Consider the following 22,241-nt stretch of genomic DNA (forward strand, 5'->3'; position numbering starts at 1 on the left):
CCTGCAATCACCCCACCCGCCCCCGGCGTTACGCCGTAATGGCTGGCCAGGTTCACACCCGCCAGGTCAATGGTCTGGTTCGGCGCGGCGCCCGCCATGGCGCTGACGTCGATGCTGGTGACCAGTGATTCGCCGCTGCCGGTGACTTTGAAGTGCAGGTAGTCATCCAGCGACGCCGCGGTGCTGTTTTCCCCTTGCAGCAGTTGCGACAGGTCGAGTTTGTCGATGCCCGGCGTGAAGTCGGTGACCACGTCGTGGCCGCTGTTGCCTTTGAGCCACTGGAAGGTGTCGGTCCCGCTGCCGCCGGTGAGGGTGTTGTTGCCCAGGCCGCCAATGAGGAAGTCGTCGCCGCCCCCACCGTTGAGCATGTCCTCACCCAGGCCGCCGTTGATGATGTTGCTGTTGTTGTCGCCCGTGAGGCTGTCGTTGAAGTTGGAACCGGTCAGGTTTTCGATCGCGGTCAGGGTGTCGGTCCCGGCGCCCCCGGTGTTTTGCGCACCAAGCACGCCCAGATTGACCGTAACCCCGGCGGTGGCGTGGGCATAGCTCGCGGTGTCGACGCCGGTGCCGCCGTCGAGCAGGTCGTTGCCGGCACCGCTGTACAGCAAGTCATTGCCGGCGTCGCCGTGCATTTCGTTGTTGCCGGAACCGGCGGTGAGTACGTCGTTGCCGTCGCCGGCATTGATCACGTTATTACCGGCGCCCGCCACCAGTACATCGTCGCCCGCCGTGCCGGTGAGGGTGTGGCCGTCCTGATAGGTGATGGTGACCGCGGCGTTGTCGCTGCCGCCATGGCTGTCGTTGGCGGTGTAGCTGCCGTGGGCATCTGGCGCGATGTCGTGGGCGCCGGCGTAGTTGACGGTCATGGTCAGTTGATAGTTTTCCGCGCCCTTCCCGCTGTTGCCCGGGCCAGGGTTGTCGGTGTTGGTGATGTGGATCTGGTAGGTGCTGTCCGACGTTGCGGTGAGGGTTTGCCCGTCCGCGAGGGCGATCCATGCGCCGCCGTTGATCGAGTACTCCATGGCGACATGAGCGGCTGGCAGATTGTGATTCAGGTTGAGGGTTTCACCTTGTTTGAGGTCGACGCTGATGTGGTCCTGATCGTAAGTGTTGTTGACCGCTCCCAGCGCCCCGCTGACCACCAGCACCGCCGTCATGGCTGCCGTGTTGGCGACGAATGCACTGCGGGCGAGGGTCACCGCCTGCTCGTTACCGCCGGTGAAGCTGAAGTTTTGATTGGTGCCGGTGAAGTCAGCGCCTTTGGCAATCCAACCGGTATTGAATGAGGTCGGCGATGCGGTGAGCGGATCCTTATCCGCATCGGTGTCATTGGCCAGCAGCAACGCTTCCGGTACCACGATGTTGCCCGACAGCACGTTGGTGATGATGTGGTCATCGACTGCCACGGGTGGCGCGTTCGCAATGATTGGGTTTTGGTCGCCGCCGTTGTCGATGATGCAGCTATTGTTCACGTCGATGGTGATGGTGGTGGTCCGCTCGTCGCCATCGCCATCGCGCAAGGTGTAGGTGAACACGTCGGTCGCACCGGGACCGTTCACGGCGTCCGGGTTGCTGTGGTAAACCGCGTTGCCCGCCGCATCCAGCGTCAGGTAACCGTAGGTGCCGTTGATCTGGCTGTTCAGACCGCCGATGGCCGAGGTCGAGGTGTCTGAACCGGCACGCACGCCGACCACCCCAATGCCATCGGCATCGCCGAAGTCGTTCGCCAGCACGTTGCCGCTGACGATACCGCCCTCCACGACCGAGGCGGCGTCGGGGTTGGCGGTCGGCAGGTCATCGACAATCTTGACCACGATGGTGCTGGTGGTGGAGTGCCCCAGGGAATCGGTGGCTTTGTAGGTGAAGCTCTCGCTGACGGTGTTCTCGCCATCGTCGGCGTGCGGCGTGGTGCTGGGCGCCGAGGTCAGCGTGTAGGTGTAGGAGCCATCGGGATTGAGCAGGATTTGCCCATAGGTGCCGATGGCGCTGCCGACCAGGGTGTAGGTGATCGCACCGACCGCGCCACTGACCGAACCGGCCAGGGTGCCACTGGCGGTTTCAGCCGTGAGGCCCGGCTGACTTCCGGTGACGGTACCGGGCGCCAGATCCTGACCGTCCTTGTTCAGATCGAGGGCTTTTTCGTAGACGGTCACGTCGCTGTCACTGACCGCCGTAATACCGCTGTTGAGCACGTCGATGGTGATGGTGGTGGTGCTCTGGTCGCCATCGGCGTCGCGGATAGTGTAGGTGAACACGTCAGTCGCCCCGGGGCCACTGACGGCGTTCGGGTTGCTGTGGTAGACGGCGTTGCCGTTGGCGTCCAGGGTCAGGTAACCGTAGGTGCCGTTGATCTGAGTGTTGAGGCCGCCCACGGCCGGGGTCGAGGTGTCGGAACCGGCGCGTACGCCAACCACCGCGCCCCCCGCTGCGGGGCCATCGGCGCCAGTGACATCGTTTACCAACACGTTGCCGCTGATGATGCCGCCCTCCACGACCGAGGCCGCGTCGGGGTTGGCTGTCGGCAGGTCATCGACGATCTTGACCACGATGGTGCTGGTGGTGCTGTTGCCCAGGGCGTCAGTGGCTTTGTAGGTGAAACTTTCGCTGACGATGTTCGGCCCGTCGTTGGCGCTCGGCGTGGTGCTGGGGGCCGAGGTCAGCGTGTAGGTGTAGGAGCCGTCGGGATTGAGCAGGATTTGCCCGAAGGTGCCGGTGGCGCTGCCGACCAGGGTATAGGTGATCGCACCAACCGCGCCGCTGACCGAACCGACCAGCGTGCCACTGGCGGTTTCGCCGGTATTGCCCGGCAGGCTGCCGGTAGCGGTACCGGGCGCCAGGTCCTGGCCGTCCTTGTTCAGGTCGAGGGCTTTTTCGTAGACGGTCACGTCGTTGTCGCTGACCGCCGTGATGCAGCTGTTGAGCACGTCGATGGTGATGGTAGTGGTGCTTTGGTCACCGTCGGCATCGCGGATGGTGTAAGTGAACACGTCGGTCGCGCCAGGGCCGCTGACGGCGTTCGGGTTGCTGTGGTAGACGGCGTTGCCGTTGGCGTCCAGCGTCAGGTAACCGTAAGTGCCGTTGATCTGAGTGTTGAGACCACCCACGGCCGGGCTCGAGGTGTCGGAACCGGCGCGTACGCCGACCACCGCGCCACCGACAGCGAGGCCATCGGCGCCACCGATGTCGTTCCATAGCACGTTGCCGCTGACGACGCCGCCTTCGGCGACCGAAGCCTCGTCGGCATGAGCAGTGGGCAGGTCATCGACGATCTTGACCACGATGGTGCTGGTGGTGCTGTTGCCCAGGGCGTCAGTGGCTTTGTAGGTGAAACTTTCGCTGACGGTGTTCGGCCCATCGTTGGCGTTCGGCGTGGTGCTGGGGGCCGAGGTCAGCGTGTAGGTGTAGGAGCCATCAGGATTGAGCAGGATTTGCCCGAAGGTGCCGGTGGCGCTGCCGACCAGGCTGTAGGTGATCGCACCGACCGCGCCGCTGACTGAACCCACCAGCGTGCCACTGGCGGTTTCGCCGGTATTGCCCGGCAGGCTGCCGGTAACGGTGCCGGGCGCCAGGTCCTGGCCATCCTTGTTCAGGTCGAGGGCTTTTTCGTAGACGGTCACGTCGCTGTCGCTGACCGCTCTGATGCTGCTGTTGTGTACGTCGATGGTGACGGTGGTGGTGCTTTCATCACCGTCGGCATCGCGGATGGTGTAGGTGAACACGTCGGTCGCGCCAGGGCCGCTGACGGCGTTGGGGTTGCTGTGGTAAACGGCGTTGCCGTTGGCGTCCAGCGTCAGATAACCGTAGGTGCCGTTGATCTGGCTGTTGAGGCCGCCGATGACCGGAGTCGAGGTGTCTGAACCGGCACGCACGCCAACCACCGCGCCCCCTGCGGCGGGACCATCGGCGCCGGTGACATCGTTCCCCAATACGCTGCCGCTGATGATGCCGCCCTCTGCGACCGAGACCGCATCGGGGTTGGCGGTCGGCAGGTCATCGACGATGTTGATGTTGATTTGCCCGGTCGCCGTGCTGCCGTCGATATCGGTGGCGACGACGTCGAAGTTCTCGTAGAGGCTGTTGGCGCCGTTCGCAGTGGGGTGGTCGCTGTCGTAATTCAGGGTGTAGCTGTAGCTCACCACGCCTGTGGCCGGGTCGTAACCGGTGATGGTGAAGGTGGCACCCGTCCAGGTAGTGGCCGATAGAGGGAAACCTGCCGCCACTCCACCGCTGACCACCGCGACGCCGCTCACGGTCAGGGATTGCAGGCCATCCGGTGCGTTGACGGTGAAGGTGCCGCTCTGGGTCAGGGCCTGGGTATCAGGGTCGGTGCCGTAGCTGAGGTTTTTTTCGTAGACAGTGAGTTCGCCACCTTCGACGTTCAGGCCGCCAATCGTGACCGGGTCATCGTTGTTATGGATGTTCAGCACAAGCTTGGCAGTGCTGGTGTCGCCGTCGGCATCGGTCAGGGTGTAGGTGAAGGTTTCGGTCCCGCTGCCACCGGCGTGCAAGGCTTTGAAGTCGGCGTCGCTGGTATTGAGGGTGTAGGTGTAGGTGCCGTTGGCGTTGAGCACCAGGGTGCCGTATTGACCATTGAACGTGCCGCCAACCACTGGCCCGCTCTCGGGTCCGGCAGGAATGCGGTCAGCGCCTTGAACGTCGTTGGGCAGCACACTACCGGCCAGGGTCACCAGGGTTTCCGACGCGTTGTTGGCATTGTTGTCATCAACCGCCTTGGGCACGTCGTCGGTGATGTTGACGTCCAGGGAACCGGTGGTGAAATCGCCATTACTGTCGCCGGCCACCACGGGGAAGTGTTCGCTGAGGGAGTTGGTGCCGTCACCGGCCGGGTGGTCTTCATTGTCGTTGAGGGTGTAGCTGTAACTCACAACCCCCGTGGCCGGGTTGTAGCCGGTGACGGTCAGGGTGTTGCCCAACGGGGTGGTGATCGATTGCGGCAAGCCTGCGGCAACGCCACCGCTGATCACGTTGAGCCCGCCGATGCTCAGGCTGGTCAACCCGTCAGGCGCAGACACGCTGAACGTGCCGGACTTGGTCAGTGCACCAGGATTGGGGGCCGAACCATCGGCCAGATTGGCCTCATTGAGGGTCAGTTCGCCCCCTGCCACCGACAGGCCGGTGAGGGTCACCGGATTGTTCGGCACATCTGGAACAACGGGTGTTACGGGAAGAACTCCTGTCCCTCCGGAGCCACCTGAACCGCCAGAACCACCAGCACCACCAGCACCACCAGCACCAGCGCCGACGTCGCCGTTATCTCCGTTGTCCGGATCTCCCTCCCGCCGTGCCAGGGGAAACTCGGGAATACCGTTGAAGCCCGCAGTAGGAAAACCAATCGTCGGATCGACCCGCCCGCCCACCTCTTCAAGCATGACGAACGAGTGGCCGCCGCCCAGTGCACCGGGTGCGCCGGTCGAACCCGGTCCGGCCGCCGTGGCTTCAGCCGTCTGGGTCGGGTCGTCGCCAGCGGCGATCGCTTTTTGCAGGCGCTCGACATCGCTCAATTGCGCGTGGGTCGGCGTCACCGGTTCAGGGGTCTTTACAGGGGACGGCTGATTGGCGAGGAGCTGAGGCGTCATCTCCATACTGCTGCCACGCCCAAGTGTCAGTTCCTGGCCATTGTGCAGATGAACCGCCACCGCGCCTTCGGCCCCGGTGACCAGTTGATCGCCGGCGAACAACCGGTCCCCTTCGATCAGCGCGCGTCGGGTGCCATCGCTCGCCTGCGCGAACACCTGACCAATGACCTTACTGACAGTACCGATGAGCGTAGCCATGTGCACTTCCTCCGCTGCCAACCACTGTCGGCATCCTGTTTTTGCGAAGAACGTGCTCCTGGCTACAACGGGTTGCCTGGCGAAATCGCCTGCGGAGCGCGGTTACTTCAAGTAAGCCGCTGCCCTGGCGCCGTTCTCGCCAAGCGTGCCGCTCGCGGGCGACGTGTCTGCTGCGGGATAAAAACCCTCTGCAATCAATGGCATCGGGACCCACTTGCACAACACGTCGCCTTTTGAGCGATGCGTAACAGTTTTGATTCACTAAGGTGACAAAAAACCGTCACCGAAAAACCGTCCGCTTCCCTCCCCTCCAGCACTTCCCCGCCCTTTATCGATTGTTGGTCTGGAACTTTCCTCAAGCCCCGATGAGCGCCCTAACGCTCGTAAATCAAGGGCTTTCGCAGTGAACAATGTGCTGGATTTTTCGGAGCGCATAAGTTTTTTTTGGCATAAGCCTTATGAGAAATTCTTCTATGGTTTTCCCCAAAATGTTCTTAGCTCTGTTGTTACAAGCATGAAACGGTTTTCACTATAAATGTCGTCAAATATTTGGCGACTAATAAGCATCATTAGGAATCAGGGAGAGGCACCCATGCGCGTATTAACCCCCCTCTGCAGCGCAATTCTGCTGGCCATGGCCTGCGCTTCTCAAGCTCAGGCCATGTCATTGACGGAGGCGATCCAGAGCACCATCGCGACCCACCCGGAGCTGGCCTCGCGCGTAGACAGCCGCCTTTCGGCCGATGAACAAGTGAAAGTCGCCAAGGGAGGATTTTATCCATCGGTTGATCTGAATGCCGCGTACGGGCGCGGGTACAGCGATAACACCAGCACCCGGGCACTCGGTAATCACCACACCGAAATCCTGACCTACACCCAATCGGAATTGCGTCTGCGGCAGATGCTCTTCGATGGCTTCAATACCGCCAACGAAGTCCAGCGCACCAAAGGCGTGGTCAATTCCCGGGCCTATTACGCTCAGGGCACCGCTCAGGATCTGGCCCTGCGTACCATCGAGGTCTACCTCGAAGTGCTCAAGCGCCGTGAACTGGTGACCTTGGCCAAGAACAATCTGCAAGCTCACATGCGGGTCAACGATCAGATCGGCCTGCGCACCGAGCGGGGTATCGGCAGCACCGCCGACTCCGACCAGTCCGTCGCTCGCCGGGCACTGGCACAAAACAACCTCGATACCGCTGAAGTCGATCTGGCGGATGCCGAATCGAACTTCTACGCCGTCGTCGGGCGCCTGCCCGATGAACTCGAAACCCCGCCCTCGACCCGCGGCGAACTGCCCGCCACCTTGCAGGAAGCCCAGCAAAGCATGGTGGAAAACAACCCGTACCTGAAATCCGCCCAGGCCGATGTGCAGTCAGCCGAGAGCCAGTACGAAGTCGCCAAGTCACCGTTCTACCCTCGGTTCGACGCCGAAGCCGCCGTGGGTGCCAACAACAACGTGCAGGGCGATGAAGGCCATGACAACGAATGGCGAGTCGGCATCGTGATGAACTACAACCTGTTCCGCGGTGGCAGCGACAAGGCTCGCCTGGCTTCCGATGCACACCAGATCAACCAGGCGATGGACATCCGCAACAATGCCCTGCGCCAACTCAACGAGAACATTCACCTGGCCTGGAACGCCATGGTCAACGCCAAGAAACAAACCCCGACTGCCCGCGAATACGCCGATACCAGCCAACGCGTGCGCGTGGCGTATCAGGACCAGTTCGGCCTAGGCCAACGCACCCTGCTCGACCTGCTGGACAGTGAAAACGAGCTCTACAACGCTAACCGCCGCTATACCGAAGTGCGCTACACCGAGGAGTTCTCGATGTACCGCGTGCTGGCGAACATGGGGCAGTTGCTGAGCAAACAACGGGTGGTATTGCCCGCCGATGCGATCGCCTCCACGGAAGTAAAAAACGAAGCCCGTCTGCCTGAACTGAAGTAGGCCTATGGAGATATCAATGTGACCAGCATGGAACCCGGCAACATTGGTGTCGATCCGCGCCTGAGCTTCGATGACCCGCTTCTGGATGGTCTGTTGATCCTCTGCAAACTCCACGGCGCGACAGTCAGTCGCGCCAGCCTGAGTGCCGGGCTGCCTCTGCACAAACAACGCTTGAGCCTGGACCTGCTGCCTCGCGCAGCGGCCCGGGCCGGTTTGCAGGCGCGATTGCTGCGCCGTGAACTGGCGGACATTAGCGCCCTCAACCTGCCGATAATGCTGATCCTCAACAACGGCCGAACGGCCATTCTGCGACGCTTCGGCGATGACGGGCAGTTGTTGATTTTGCCGAGCGAAGCCGATGGCGGTGAACAATGGGTCAGCAGGGATGAACTGGCCGAGAATTACAGCGGCCAGGCCTTGTTCGCCCGGCCACGGCATGAACTGGAAGACTTGCGCTCACCGCTGGTGCCGCGGGTTGAGGCGTGGTTTCGCGACACTTTGAAGCTGTCGAAGTGGCTGTACAGCGACGCGATTCTGGCGAGTTTCCTGATCAACCTACTGGGGCTGATGGTGCCGCTGTTCGTGATGCAGACCTACGACAGGGTGGTGCCGAACCAGGCCACGTCGACGTTGTGGGTGCTGTCGATCGGCTTGCTGATCGGCACCGGTTTCGAACTGGTATTGCGGGTGGTGCGCGCGCACCTGCTGGACACCGCCGGGAAGAAAACCGACGTGATCCTTTCCGCCACGTTGTTCGAACGCATCACCGGCATGGCGATGAAAGCCCGGCCGGCAACCATTGGTGGTTTCGCCCAAAGCATTCATGACTTCCAGGGCCTGCGGGAATTTCTGACAGCGGTGACGCTGACCAGCCTGATCGACCTGCCCTTTGCCGTGCTGATGCTGGTGGTGATCGGCCTGCTCGGTGGCTGGCTGGTGGTGATTCCGTTACTGGCGTTTCCGCTCACGATCATCTTCGCGATGGTGATCCAGGTCCGCCTGCGCGACACCGTTCAGAAAAGCCTGGCCCTGGGCGCCGAACGCCAGGCGCTGCTGATCGAAACCCTCGGCGGCCTGGAAACCCTCAAGGCCTGTAGTGCCGAAAGCGAACGCCAGCACAAATGGGAAAGCACCCACGGCGCCCTCACCCGCCTCGACAGCCATGCGCGCAACCTCTCGGCGCTGGCCACCAACGGCACGCTGTTCATCCAGCAATTCTGCGGCATGGCGACCATCGTCGCCGGGGTCTACAGCATCATCGCCGGCAACCTCAGCGTCGGCGCGCTGGTCGCGACGTACATGCTCGGCAGCCGGGTGCTCGCGCCGCTGGGGCAGATTGCCGGGTTGATCACGCGCTATCAGCAAGCGCAACTGACCATGAAAAGCACCGATGCGCTGATGTCCTTGCCCCAGGAGCGCGACGCCAGGCAACGGCCGCTGGAACGCACGCAACTGCAAGGCGCGATAGACGTCAGCAATGTGACGTTCCACTACAACGGCCAGAACGCGCCGGCCCTGGCCAACATCAGCTTCAGCGTGAAACCCGGTGAGCGGATCGGCATCATCGGCCGCAGCGGCTCGGGCAAAAGTACCTTGGCGCGGCTGGTGATGGGGTTCTACGCCCCCGAAGAAGGCCAACTGCTGCTCGATGGCCTGGACCTGCGGCAACTGGATGTCGCCGACCTGCGCCAGCAAATCGGTTACGTCGCCCATGACCTGCCGCTGTTGGCCGGCAGCTTGCGCGACAACCTGACCCTCGGCGCACGCTACATCAGCGATGCACGGATGCTCGAAGTCGCCGAACTGACCGGTGTCACCGAGCTGGCCCGTCAGCATCCGCAAGGTTTCGACCGACCAGTGGGTGAACGCGGACAACTGCTGTCCGGCGGGCAACGCCAGGCGGTGTTGCTGGCCCGCGCCTTGTTGCTGGATCCGCCAATCATGTTGCTCGACGAACCCACCAGCGCCATGGACAACAGCAGCGAAGACGTTCTGCGGCAAAAACTCCACCGCTGGGTCCAGGGCAAAACCCTGCTGCTGGTGACCCATCGCACCTCGATGCTCAGCCTGGTGGATCGGCTGGTGGTACTGGACAACGGGCGGATCGTCGCCGACGGCCCGAAAGAAGTGGTCATCGATGCACTGCGCAAGGGCCGTGTCGGCTCTGCGACGGTTTAGGAGCTGGCCATGGCGCGTTCATCGTCCGACACCTCGTCCAATTCGAAACCGCGCGGCTACTTCGGCAGTTTCAGCAAAAGCGCCGAAAGCGAATTCATGCCGGAAACCGCGGGCGCCTCATTGCAGGATTCACCACGCTGGTCGCGGATCACCGTGTGGCTGGCCGCTGCGCTGATTATCACGGCGGTGGTCTGGGCCAGGTTCGCGGTGCTGCAGGAAGTGACCATGGGCGAAGGCAAGGCGATTCCGTCGAGCAAGGTTCAAGTGATCCAGAACCTGGAGGGCGGCATCGTCACTGAAATCTTCGTTCGTGAAGGGCAAATGGTGAACAAGGGCGACACCCTGCTGCGCCTCGATGACACTCGATTCCTGTCGAACAAGGGCGAAAGCGAGGCCGACCGTTATGCGCTGACCGCTCAAGTCGAAAGGCTGTCGGCCGAAGCGGAAGGCCGGCCGTTCAAGCTGTCCCCCGAAGTGATCGCCAAGGCACCGCAAGTGGCCGAGGACGAACGCTCGCTGTACGAACAACGGCAACGTCGACTGGCCAGCGAACAGCGCACCCTGAGTGAGCAACTTCGGCAAAAAGCCCAGGAACTGGCAGAGTTCCGCTCGAAACAGGGCCAATACAGTTCAAGCCTGGCGCTATTGCAGCAAGAAATGAACATGTCCGCGCCGCTGGTGGGCAGCGGGGCGGTTTCGCCGGTGGAAATCCTGCGACTCAAACGCAGCGCGGTGGAGATTCGCGGTTCATTGAACGCCACGACCCTGGCGATTCCCCGCGCTGAATCGGCGATCAATGAGATCAAAAGCAAGATTGACGAGTCCGAACAATCCTTCCGCTCCGACGCGGCGAAAGAACTGAATGAAAAGCGCACCGACCTGTCGAAAATCACCGCATCGAGCATTGCTATCGACGACCGCGTGACCCGCACCACGGTAGTTTCGCCGGTGCACGGGATTATCAAAGTGCTGAAGGTCAACACCATCGGCGGCGTGGTCCAGCCGGGCAGCGACATGGTGGAAATCGTGCCCATTGAAGACAACTTGCTGATCGAAGCCAAGGTCCGGCCGCAGGACGTGGCGTTTCTGCACCCGGGCCAAAAAGCCATGGTCAAGTTCAGCGCTTATGACTACACGATTTATGGAGGATTGACCGCGAAACTGGAGTTGATTGGCGCGGATACGATTACCGATGACAAGGGCAACAGCTTCTACCTGATTCAGGTGAGGACGGATAAGAATCACTTGGGCGGGGATGTGAAACCGTTGCTGATCATTCCCGGGATGGTGGCGACGGTGGACATCATCACCGGGGAGAAAAGCGTGCTGGATTACTTGCTCAAACCAGTGCTTAAAGCCCGGACCGAGGCAATGCGCGAACGGTAGTCTCTGGCCGGGATTTTCTGTGATTGTTCTACCGCTATCGCGAGCAAGCTCGCTCCCACAGTGGATCGCATTTTTTCTGGAAGAACTCGGTCAACTGTGGGAGCGAGCCTGCTCGCGATGAGGCCCTCAATCACAACGACTCTTTCGGCCCATGATTGCGTCGAAAGGTCTCCTCCCCCATCGCTGCGATCTGCCCCTCGATCAACGCTTCGAACGGTTTTAACAACGGTTCGAAAGAGGTCGGTGCTTCGAGGGTCTGCAACGCCTGAACAATCGCCTCCACCGTCGACAACGCCCCCGGTCCCGGTGCCTTGCGCAATCGATATCTCGACACCGCGCCCTGCGCCAACGTCACCCTCGGCAGCGCCGCCAGCAGCGGATTGAGGTGCAGCATCTTGCGCGCCTTGCGCCAGGTGCCGTCGGGGACGACCAGCAATAACGGCAGATCATTTGCCGCGTAGGCCTGCAACGGCTGCGCATCATCGGCAGGAAACAGCAGGCGCGCCTGATAGCCCGGTTGAGTCAACAGCGCCGGCAAATCCTCGAACACCTCGCCAACGATCAACTCGGCATTCTTCAACCCCAACGCCGCCAACCGCGCCGTGTTCAGCGCATGGTTCACTTCGCTCGGGTGCTGCAACAACAGCACTCGGGTGCGGCTGTCGAGGCTCGGAATCAGTGGGCACAAACAGTGAGTGTGCGGACGCAGGCAGCGCGGACATTGGATTCTGGACATGGCTTGTTTTTCCGTTAAGCGGCCTGATTCAGTTGTGCTTTGAGCAAATCGCGAAACGTCTGGATCAACGGCTCGCGGCTGCGACCACGACGCACGATCATCGAAAACGGCGCCTGATAACCGAAGGTCGCCGGCAGCAGCACCCGTAAATCACCCTTGTCCGCCCAAGCCTGCGCGTAGTGCTCCGGCAGGTAACCGATGTAGGCACCCGACAGCACCAGGATCAGCTGCGCCTCCATGCTTTCCACCGTCGCCGCGCTGTGCTTGAAGCCGTGACGTGCCAGTTCTGCCTGGCTCCAGTAGCCGCGGCCAACCATGCGTTGCTGCGTAATGACTTGCTCGGGGATGCGCCGTTCGGTGAACAGCGGATGACGGCTGCTGCAATACAACCAGTGTTGTTCGCGGTAGAGCGGCATGTAGACCAGACCGCTCATGCGCGTGGAGAACGCGCCGATGGCCAGGTCGAGGCGGTTGTCCTGCACGCCGAGTTGCAGTTCGTAAGGGCTCATGACCGACAAATGCAAATGCACGGCCGGGTGTTCCTGGCTGTAGGCGCCAATGGCTTCGGCAAACGGCAAGGCCTTGTCGCTGACGGTGGAGTCGATGACGCCGAGGTTCAAGGTGCCGCGCAGTTCGCCCTTGAGGGCGGCGGCGTATTGCTCGAAGCCTTCGAGTTCGCCGAGCAGGCGCAGGGTCTCCTGGTGGAACAGTTCACCTTTGCTGGTCAGGCTGAAACCACCGCGGCCGCGATGACAGAGCACCAGGCCGAGGGCAGCTTCGAGCTGGCTCATGTAAGTGCTGATGGCCGAGGTCGAAAGGTTGAGTTCTTGCTGGGCGTTGGCAAACCCCTGATGGCGAACCACGCTGACGAAGATGCGCAACAGTTTCAGGTCGGGTAATGCGTTGGCCATGAGGATCTCCAGCAATATTTGATCGTTCCCACGCTCTGCGTGGGAATGCAGCCCGTGACGCTCTGCGTCACTTACACGAAATAGCGGGACGCGGAGCGTCCGTGGATGCATTCCCACGCGGAGCGTGGGAACGATCATGCGCAGAAGTCTATCGTCGCCATCCTCATTAGTTTAGAAAAATCTGAACTAAGTATTTGCCCGTAGCGATTCTTCCCGGCCACTACATTTCGCAGAATCGCCCCACAGCGGTGCCTGCGTCTCCCCGACCTGCGCAACCGACATAAATAAAACAACGACGATGAGGCCTTACCCGTGGACAAGATTCTTCACCAACCACTGGGCGGCAATGAAATGCCGCGCTTCGGCGGCATCGCCACCATGATGCGACTTCCCCATGTGCCAACCGCTGCCGGTCTGGATGCTGCCTTCGTTGGCGTCCCGCTGGACATCGGCACTTCCCTGCGCCCAGGCACCCGTTTCGGGCCTCGCGAAATCCGCGCCGAATCGGTGATGATCCGCCCGTACAACATGGCCACCGGCGCTGCACCGTTCGACTCGCTGTCGGTTGCCGACATCGGTGACGTAGCGATCAACACGTTCAACCTGCTGGACGCGGTACGGATCATCGAAGAGTCCTACCACAAGATCCTCGAACACAATGTGATCCCCCTGACCCTCGGCGGCGACCACACCATCACCCTGCCCATCCTGCGTGCGATTCATAAGAAGCACGGCAAGGTCGGCCTGGTGCACATCGACGCTCACGCCGATGTGAACGATCACATGTTCGGCGAGAAAATCGCCCACGGCACCACCTTCCGTCGCGCTGTCGAAGAAGGTCTTCTGGATTGCGACCGCGTGGTGCAGATTGGCCTGCGCGCTCAGGGCTACACCGCCGACGACTTCAACTGGAGCCGCAACCAGGGCTTCCGTGTGGTTCAGGCCGAAGAGTGCTGGCACAAATCCCTGGCCCCGCTGATGGCCGAAGTTCGCGAGAAAGTCGGCGGCGGTCCGGTGTACCTGAGTTTCGACATCGACGGCATCGATCCCGCCTGGGCGCCAGGTACCGGCACCCCGGAAATCGGTGGTCTGACGACCATTCAGGCAATTGAAATCGTTCGCGGCTGCCAAGGCCTCGACCTGGTCGGCTGCGATCTGGTAGAAGTCTCGCCCGCTTACGACACCACCGGCAACACCTCGCTGCTGGCCGCCAACCTGCTGTACGAAATGCTCTGCGTACTGCCTGGCGTAGTCCACCGCTGAGGATTGGTCGTGAACGAACGTGATCAGGTTCTTCAGGCCGCTGCCAATCTGGTAGCCGCCTTTGCCCGTAACGATCGCGAAGCTTACTTCGGCGCCTTCAGCACCGACGCCAGCTTCGTGTTCTACACCCTCGAGCAGCCCCTGCTGTCGCGCGACGCCTATCAGGCGTTGTGGGACACCTGGCGCTCGGAGGATGGCTTCGAAGTGCTTTCGTGTACTTCAAGCAACGCCTTCATCAGCCTGCAGGGTGACGTGGCGATTTTCATCCATGACGTGGCCACCGAGCTGCGCATGCAAGGGGAGCAACACTTCAGCCAGGAGCGCGAGACCATTGTGTTTCGCCGACAACAACAAGGCCTATGGCTGGCCTGCCACGAACATTTGTCCGCGATGCCGGAAGGGCTGCCACCCCCTTAGCCAAACAGGTGACGCTCACACACGATGAGCGCGCCTTTATGATCGGAGCTGATCATGAATAACAACAACAAAGACCAAAGCCTTACGCAAATCGAAACCCACGGGGTCGAACAGATCCCGGACAGCGAGCGCACTGCAGGTCCGACGGATTTGTTCCGGATGATCTTCGGTGGTTCCAACACGTTTGCCACCGCCGTGCTCGGCAGTTTCCCGGTCCTGTTCGGCCTGTCTTTCCAGGCGGGCGTCTGGGCGATTGTGCTGGGCGTGTTGCTGGGTTCGCTGATCCTCGCGCCAATGGGCCTGTTCGGCCCGATCAATGGCACCAACAATGCCGTGTCTTCAGGTGCACACTTCGGCGTGCACGGGCGGATCATCGGTTCGTTTCTGTCGTTGTTGACCGCCATCGCCTTCTTCTCGCTCTCGGTGTGGAGTTCGGGCGACGCGTTGATCGGTGGCGCCAAACGCTTGATCGGCCTGCCGGAAACCGACCTGACCCTGGGCCTGGCCTACGGTCTGTTCGCAATCCTGGTGCTGACGGTGTGCATCTACGGTTTCCGCTTCCTGCTGTGGGTCAACAAGATCGCCGTGTGGAGCGCCAGCCTGTTGTTTCTGCTGGGCATCTTCGCCTTCGCCGGGCCGTTCGATGTGAATTACGCCGGCTCCGTCAGCATGGGCCAACCGGGTTTCTGGGCCGCCTTCATCGGCGCGGCGCTGGTGGCGATGAGCAACCCGATTTCCTTCGGTGCGTTCCTCGGTGACTGGTCGCGTTACATCCCGCGTGACACCTCCAAGCGCCGGATCATGGCTGCCGTGGTGATCTCGCAGATCGCCACCTTCATCCCGTTCCTGTTCGGCCTAGCCACCGCCACCATCGTAGCGATCAAGGCGCCGGACTACATCGCCGCCAACAACTACGTCGGCGGCCTGCTGGCGGTTTCACCGAGCTGGTTCTTCCTGCCGGTGTGCCTGATCGCAGTGATCGGCGGCATGTCCACCGGCACCACCTCGCTCTATGGCACTGGGTTGGACATGTCCAGCGTCTTCCCTCGTGTGCTGTCACGAGTCAAGGCCACGCTGCTGATCGGTGTGATGTCGATTGCCTTCATCTTCATCGGACGCTTTGCGGCGAACCTGGTGCAGAGCGTGTCGACCTTCGCCGTGCTGATCATCACCTGCACCACCCCGTGGATGGTGATCATGATCATCGGTCTGCTGGTGCGTCGCGGCTTCTACTGCCCGGATGACCTGCAAGTGTTCACCCGCGGCGAGAAAGGTGGTCGCTACTGGTTCACGCACGGCTGGAACTGGCGTGGGCTGGGTGCCTGGATCCCGAGTGCTGCGGTGGGCTTGTGCTTTGTCAACTTGCCTGGGCAGTTCGTGGGTCCGCTCGGTGAACTGGCCGGCGGCATCGACATCAGCCTGCCGGTCACCCTTGGCCTGGCATCGCTGGTGTACCTGACGCTGCTGAGCCTGTTCCCGGAATCGGCCGCGGTGTTTGGCCCAAACGATCCACGCAGCAAGGGTGCAAGCACCATGGCAAAACCTGAACTACGTCAGCCCGCCTGACACCGCCCCCCCTGTGGGAGCGAGACCGGCTTGCCGGCGATGACTGCGGCACATCCGACATTGATGTGACTGATAAATCGCTATCGCGAGCAGGCTCGCTCCCACAGGGGCCGGTCCACAGAACCATCTTTGTTTCACCATAAAAAAGACAATCGGAGACACGCCATCATGGCTTTGGATTTATTCGTCGTACTCATCTACGCCGCCGCGATGCTGATACTCGGCTACTACGGCATGCGCAAGGCCAAGACCCACGAAGACTATTTGGTCGCCGGTCGCAACCTCGGCCCTGGTCTCTACATGGGCACCATGGCCGCGACCGTTCTGGGCGGTGCATCCACCGTCGGCACCGTGCGTCTGGGCTACGTTCATGGCATCTCCGGTTTCTGGCTGTGCGCCGCCCTGGGATGCGGGATCGTCGCGCTGAACCTGTTCCTCGCCAAACCGCTGCTGAAACTGAAGGTTTTCACCGTCACCCAGGTGCTGGAAAAGCGTTACAACCCGATGGCTCGTACCGCGAGCGCAACCATCATGCTGGCCTATGCGCTGATGATCGGTGTGACCTCGATCCTGGCGATCGGCACCGTGCTGCAAGTGCTTTTCGGTCTGCCATTCTGGCTCTCGGTGCTGCTCGGCGGCGGTGTGGTGGTGATTTACTCGACCATCGGTGGCATGTGGTCCCTGACCCTGACCGACATCGTCCAGTTCGGGATCCAGACCGTGGGTCTGATGTTCCTGTTGCTGCCGATCTGCCTGTACCGTGTCGGTGGCTGGGATCAACTGGTTGCCCAATTGCCGGCCGCCAGCTTCAACTTCACCAGCATCGGCTGGGACACCATCATCACGTACTTCCTGATCTACTTCTTCGGCATCCTGATCGGTCAAGACATCTGGCAACGGGTGTTCACCGCACGAAGCGAAAAAGTCGCCAGGTACGCCGGTACATCGGCCGGTATTTACTGCATTGTCTATGGCCTGGTGTGTGCGCTGATCGGCATGGCTGCTCATGTGCTCATTCCGGATCTGGACAACGTCAACAATGCCTTTGCCGCCATCGTCAAAGTGTCCTTGCCGGATGGCATCCGGGGGCTGGTCATCGCTGCGGCACTGGCGGCCATGATGTCCACCGCCAGCGCCGGCCTGCTCGCCGCATCCACGACCCTGACCGAAGATCTGCTGCCGAAACTGCGCGGCGGCAAACAATCGAACGTAAGCGTCAATCGCCTGTTTACCCTGCTGACCGGCATCGCCGTATTGGGTATCGCTCTGGTGGTCAATGATGTGATCAGCGCGCTGACCCTGGCCTACAACCTGTTGGTGGGCGGCATGCTGATCCCGTTGATGGGTGCCATTTACTGGAAACGCGCCACGACGGCCGGTGCGATCACCAGCATGGCGCTGGGCTTCGCCACCGCGCTGGTGTTCATGTTCAAGGACGGTATGGACGCTAACACCCCGATCTACTACAGCCTCGGCGTAGGCCTGGTGAGTTTCGTGGTGGTCAGCTTGCTGTCCCGTCGTCCGGCAGGGGTGGCCAGCGCCGCCTAAGCTTTCCATAACGACTTGATGCTTTCTTCGACGGGTGTGGCGTCGGTTGCCACACCCGTTTTTTTCGTCTGGAGAAAACCTTTGATGAAGATTGTTTCTCGCGATCAGTGGTTCGAGGTGAAACAGCTCAGTGACGGCATTCGCCTGATTCACGAGCCTTACATCCGCCCCTTCTATCGCTGCAACCTCTGGCACATTCAGGGTCGCGACAAGGACCTGCTGCTCGACAGCGGCTCCGGGCTGGTCAGCCTGCGCGAGCAACTGCCATGGATCACCGAACGGCCGCTGGTTGCCGTGGCCAGTCATTGCCATTTCGACCACATCGCCGGGCATCACGAATTCCCCGAACGGTTGGTGCATCCGGCTGAAGCGCAGATCCTCGCGTCACCGGACGGTGAGAACACCTTGAGCACGGCGTTTGTCGGCGACGAAATGTTCGAGGCGCACCCGGATTGCCCGTTGTGCTACGCCGAGTATCGGGTCAAAGCTGCACCGGCCACCGGTTTGATCGAAGAAGGTGACGTGCTGGATCTGGGCAACCGCGTGTTGCAAGTGCTGCACACACCAGGGCATTCACCGGGTGGGATCAGCCTTTACGAAGCGGCGACCGAGACCCTGTTCAGCGGCGACATCATCTACGACGGGCCGCTGATCGAAGACGCCTACCATTCCAACCTCGAGGACTACGCCCGCAGCCTGCAACGTTTGCGAGAGTTGTCGATCCGCACGGTGCACGGCGGGCACTTCGGGAGCTTTTCCGGGGAGTATTTGCGCACGATGATTGACGAGTGGCAGCGCTTGCACGCCTGATGCGGGGTGTCTAATAGTCGCCGGTTGCTAATCAGTATTAACCAGTGGACACGCCGTCCTGTGGCGAGGGGATTTATCCCCGTCCGGCTGAGAAGCAGTCGCAAATCGACTGACGCGGGAAACCAGACTCAACCCGGTTGAATGGTCTGGGGGCTGCTTCGCAGCCCGACGGGGATAAATCCCCTCGCCACAACCAGGCCGACAGTTACCGGCGGCGCTGCTGGCGTCGGCGTTGTTCGTCGTCGGTGCGAATAGGCACAGGTTGCAGAGGTGGTTCGATCAAACCGAGTGCAACACCCAGGTCGTGCAGCCAGTTTTGGATTTTCTCTTTCATGGTGCCCCCTTCAGGGTAGTGCCGAGTAGCCAAAAATTCTGTAGCCACTTCGCACTGATAATAGTCCGAAGTCCTACGCAATGCTCGCCCAAAGTCGCAATGATCTGTTACTGAATTGATCAAAATACCTGACCGATAGTTCAAGCCATCTCCCGAGCCTGACTCGGCGCAGACGGATAGACCAATTGTTGCTGTTCAAGCCAGGCATTCAAGTTCGCCCCCACCATGCCTTTGCGCCACATCAGCCACGTGGTGGCACTGGCAAATGGCTCGACCAACGGATGCACCGCCACGCTTTCGCGGCCCGGCAGGCTGGCGAGCATCGACTCCGACATCAGCGCCACGCCTGAGCCTGCGATCACGCAGGCAAGCATCCCCGGATAGGACTCGATTTCCATCGCCCGGCCCATGGCCGCGTGGTAATGGGAGAACCAGGCTTCCAGGCGCATGCGGTAGGAACATCCCTGCCGAAAAGTGAACACTGACCGCCCTTCCACATCCAGCGCGCTGAGGATCGGTGGGTGATCGGCCTCGCTGATCAGCACCAGCCGTTCGTCGCACAACGGCACGCCGTCGAGCCCGGCCAGTTCCAGCGGACCGTCCACCAGCGCCGCATCGAGACGCCCGGTGAGCAAACCTTCAAGCAATTCACCGCTTGGCCCGGACTGCACTTGCAGGTTCACCGCCGGGTAAGTGCGGTGATAACGCGCCAACAACCCCGGCAGATGAATCGCCGCCGTGCTGTACATCGTGCCGAGCACGAAGTCCCCGGCCGGTTGCCCGCCCTGCACCGCCGCCTGAGCTTCGTCGCGCAGATTGAACAGCTTGGCGGTGTAGTCCAGCAGGACTTTTCCCGCAGGAGACAACTGCAAACGCTGACGTTCACGCACGAACAGTTCTACGCCGAGTTGTTCTTCGAGCTGTTTAAGCCGGGTCGACAGGTTTGATGGCACCCGGTGCAGGCGTTCGGCAGCGCGGGTGATGGAACCTTCCTCCGCAACAGCCTGGAAAATCCGCAATTGGCTGAATTCCAAACCTTTCTCCAAATCAGAACAAGTTACTCACTATTATTCATTTTAAAAGAAAGTCAATCAGTCCTAGCCTGACGGTCATTAATCCTCAGCTGGAATTCAGACCATGCCTCCTCTGATTCGCTTACTCGCCAGTTTCATCGCCCTGATGATGGCCATGGGCATCGGGCGTTTCGCCCTCACGCCGCAGCTGCCGCACCTGCTCAGCGAAGGTCAGATCGACCTGACCGCCGCCGGTCTGATTGCTGCGGCCAACTACCTCGGCTATTTCGTCGGTGCAGTAGATGCGATGATCTCTCGCCGTCCCGAGCAAGTACGTCGACGGTTGCTGGGCGGTTTATGGCTCTGTGTATTGCTGACGTTGGCTTCGTTCTGGGCCAACGGCTTTTGGTCCCATCTGGCGCTGCGGTTTGGTACCGGTGTGGCCAGTGCCTGGGTGCTGGTGATGATCACTGCGTTGAGCCAGCCACTGGCCGCGGCGGCCGGTCGCCCACGGCTTGGCGCCCTGGTATTTGCCGGACCGGGTCTGGGGATTTTTCTGACGGGTTTGTTGGCCTTGGGATCGAACCTTCTGGGGCAGACGTCTGCAGCCTTGTGGCTGGTATATGCCGGCGTCGGGCTGGCAATGCTGCTGGGGATTCTGCCATTCCTGCCGCAACCGGCCACGACAGTGGTCACCGCCCCCAGCGTCGCCGGCTCGGGCAATCATGGCATCGGCCGTTTAGGTGTCGTCTATGGGCTGTACGGTTTGGGCTACATCATTCCGGCCACTTTCCTCTCGCAAATGGCCAACGCGCAGTTCCATGGCCAATGGCTGGCCGATTTGTTCTGGCCTTGCTTTGGTCTTGCTTCGGCCATCGGGGTGGTGCTGGTAAGTCTGCGTCGACAACGCCCACATGGCACTCGTTATTGGCTGATGGCGACATTGTGGCTGCAAGCCGCCGGGGTCTTCGCCTGCTTGTTGGGCAGCGGCCCAGGCCTGGCGTTGGGCGTGATCCTTTGCGGCACGCCGTTCCTGGCCTGCATGCAGCTGGTGATGCAACGTTCACGGGAACTGGCGCCCCACGCCACCCAGCGCAACGCCGGGCTGCTGACGGCATGCTTTGCCGTGGGCCAGCTCGCCGGGCCGTTGCTGGCCGCATTGAGCAGCCACTTCAGCGGTGGACTGCAGCCCGCGCTGGTGTTCGCCGGTAGCGGATTGATTGTCGCTGGCGGTCTGTTACTGCGCCCGGTCAGCTCTGCCCAAGGGCTTTGCGCAAGCGACGGCGCACCCACTGCTCAGCACTGACAAAAGTGATGCCTAATAACACCAGCACCGCGCCGACAACAAAGTTGACGCTCAGCTCTTCGCCCAGCAACACCACACCGAACGTGACGCCGAACAGCGGCGTCATGAACGAAAACACCGCCAGATTCGCCGCCAGATAACGGCGCAACAACCAGAACCAGGTCAGGTAACTGAAGAACGACACCACCAATCCCTGGAACAACACACTGGCCACCGCCACGGTGGTCAGGCTGACGTGGGTGACCTGACCGCTGAGGATCGCGATCAGCAACAGGCCAACGAAACCGACAATCAATTGATAGAACAGCGTCAGCGTCACCGGCGCTTCCGACAGGCGCGAAGCGCGCACCACCACGGTGGTCGCCCCCCATGACGCGCCGGCCAGCACGCCCAGCGCATCGCCCATCAACATGCGGTGATCGAGGTTGTCCCACGAGACCCCACCGGCAAAGGCGATGGCGATCCCGACGAAGGCGAGGAAAATCCCCAGCCACTGGACCGGCCTTAAACGCTCACTCGGTAACAGCCAATGAACGCCCAATGCGGTGAAGATCGGCGCGGTGTAAAGGAACACCGACATATGCGCGGCCGTGGTCAGTTGCAGGCCTTCGGAAATGAAGAAGAACTCCAGGCCAAAAAGCGCGCCAGCCAGTAGTCCACCGCGCCAGGTGTTGCCCACTTGATCCCAACCGCCCTTCCAGCAGATCAACAATCCTACGAGCAACGCGGAAATACCCGAGCGCCCGGCGGCCTGCATGACCGGCGCGATGTCTGGCGCCGCCCACTTGATCATCACCTGCTGAACACCCCAGATCAGGCACAACCCAATCATCACTTGCAGGGCGAACCCATCGGCGCTGCGCCGGGTGGTGCTCACAGTGATACCTCGGCAACACAATCCATGGCAGAAACTCGGCAGGAAAAAACAAAGCCCGGCATAGGGCTATCGGCCCCCTTGTAGCAGCTGTCGAGCCACGGCGAGGCTGCGTTCGGCTGCGAAGCAGTCGTAAATTCAGACGATGCGGTG

15 protein-coding genes are annotated in these 22,241 nt (G+C 61.2%); 9 read left to right on the forward strand and 6 right to left on the reverse strand.

Going from position 1 to position 22,241, the window contains the following annotated elements; translation table 11 throughout:
* On the reverse strand, positions 1–5,795 hold a 5,795-nt coding region (locus AC3WP4_RS27155; RefSeq protein ID WP_102650654.1), incomplete at its 3' end, for a retention module-containing protein.
* Between the two features lie 592 nt (positions 5,796–6,387).
* Here AC3WP4_RS27155 and AC3WP4_RS27160 point away from each other — a divergent pair.
* From AC3WP4_RS27160 to AC3WP4_RS27170, 3 genes are read left to right on the forward strand one after another with little or no spacing between them, the layout of a single operon-like run.
* Positions 6,388–7,746, forward strand: coding sequence for a TolC family outer membrane protein (locus AC3WP4_RS27160; protein ID WP_074874419.1), 1,359 nt, complete (start codon positions 6,388–6,390; stop codon positions 7,744–7,746).
* 18 nt (positions 7,747–7,764) lie between these two features.
* Positions 7,765–9,924, forward strand: coding sequence for a type I secretion system permease/ATPase (locus AC3WP4_RS27165; protein ID WP_074874417.1), 2,160 nt, complete (start codon positions 7,765–7,767; stop codon positions 9,922–9,924).
* A gap of 9 nt (positions 9,925–9,933) precedes the next feature.
* Positions 9,934–11,310: an HlyD family type I secretion periplasmic adaptor subunit gene (locus AC3WP4_RS27170; RefSeq protein ID WP_074874415.1), complete on the forward strand. Its 1,377-nt coding sequence runs from the start codon at positions 9,934–9,936 to the stop codon at positions 11,308–11,310.
* Positions 11,311–11,440: 130 nt separating this feature from the next.
* On the opposite strand, the gene AC3WP4_RS27175 is transcribed toward AC3WP4_RS27170, so the two are convergent.
* Complete coding sequence (locus AC3WP4_RS27175; protein ID WP_102616664.1) at positions 11,441–12,046, reverse strand: tRNA-uridine aminocarboxypropyltransferase; 606 nt, start codon at positions 12,044–12,046, stop codon at positions 11,441–11,443.
* Positions 12,047–12,060: 14 nt separating this feature from the next.
* A complete protein-coding gene (locus tag AC3WP4_RS27180; RefSeq protein WP_008153227.1) occupies positions 12,061–12,957 on the reverse strand; it encodes a LysR family transcriptional regulator in 897 nt (298 codons plus the stop codon).
* Positions 12,958–13,269: 312 nt separating this feature from the next.
* Between AC3WP4_RS27180 and speB the strand changes: the two genes are divergently transcribed.
* The 5 genes from speB (at position 13,270) to AC3WP4_RS27205 (ending at position 18,561) form a co-directional block, all read left to right on the forward strand.
* A complete protein-coding gene (gene speB, locus AC3WP4_RS27185; protein WP_076030122.1) occupies positions 13,270–14,220 on the forward strand; it encodes an agmatinase in 951 nt (316 codons plus the stop codon).
* Between the two features lie 9 nt (positions 14,221–14,229).
* Complete coding sequence (locus tag AC3WP4_RS27190; protein ID WP_074874408.1) at positions 14,230–14,637, forward strand: YybH family protein; 408 nt, start codon at positions 14,230–14,232, stop codon at positions 14,635–14,637.
* A 54-nt stretch (positions 14,638–14,691) separates the two neighbouring features.
* Positions 14,692–16,203, forward strand: coding sequence for a purine-cytosine permease family protein (locus AC3WP4_RS27195; protein ID WP_074874406.1), 1,512 nt, complete (start codon positions 14,692–14,694; stop codon positions 16,201–16,203).
* A gap of 168 nt (positions 16,204–16,371) precedes the next feature.
* Positions 16,372–17,751, forward strand: a complete 1,380-nt coding sequence (locus AC3WP4_RS27200; protein ID WP_074874404.1) for a sodium:solute symporter family protein — start codon at positions 16,372–16,374, stop codon at positions 17,749–17,751.
* Between the two features lie 84 nt (positions 17,752–17,835).
* Entirely contained in the window at positions 17,836–18,561 is a 726-nt protein-coding gene (locus AC3WP4_RS27205; protein ID WP_102616663.1) for an MBL fold metallo-hydrolase, read from the forward strand.
* Between the two features lie 205 nt (positions 18,562–18,766).
* Here AC3WP4_RS27205 and AC3WP4_RS27210 read toward each other — a convergent pair whose 3' ends face one another.
* Positions 18,767–18,895 carry a PA1414 family protein gene (locus tag AC3WP4_RS27210; RefSeq protein WP_007914492.1) on the reverse strand — a complete coding sequence of 43 codons (129 nt, stop codon included), beginning with the start codon at positions 18,893–18,895 and terminating at the stop codon, positions 18,767–18,769.
* A gap of 140 nt (positions 18,896–19,035) precedes the next feature.
* A complete protein-coding gene (gene ptrR, locus AC3WP4_RS27215) occupies positions 19,036–19,929 on the reverse strand; it encodes a putrescine utilization regulator PtrR (protein ID WP_074874400.1) in 894 nt (297 codons plus the stop codon).
* Positions 19,930–20,032: 103 nt separating this feature from the next.
* Here ptrR and AC3WP4_RS27220 point away from each other — a divergent pair, with 103 nt between their 5' ends.
* The gene (locus AC3WP4_RS27220) at positions 20,033–21,214 is read left to right on the forward strand and encodes an MFS transporter (protein WP_102616662.1); all 1,182 of its coding nucleotides are present in this window, start codon (positions 20,033–20,035) and stop codon (positions 21,212–21,214) included.
* Here the strand turns inward: AC3WP4_RS27220 and AC3WP4_RS27225 are convergent.
* Entirely contained in the window at positions 21,159–22,091 is a 933-nt protein-coding gene (locus AC3WP4_RS27225; RefSeq protein WP_102616661.1) for a DMT family transporter, read from the reverse strand. The two genes, AC3WP4_RS27220 and AC3WP4_RS27225, sit on opposite strands and share 56 nt — an antisense overlap.
* Between the last annotated feature and the right edge of the window lie 150 nt (positions 22,092–22,241).

It is taken from the genome of Pseudomonas sp. FW305-20, assembly GCF_058788075.1.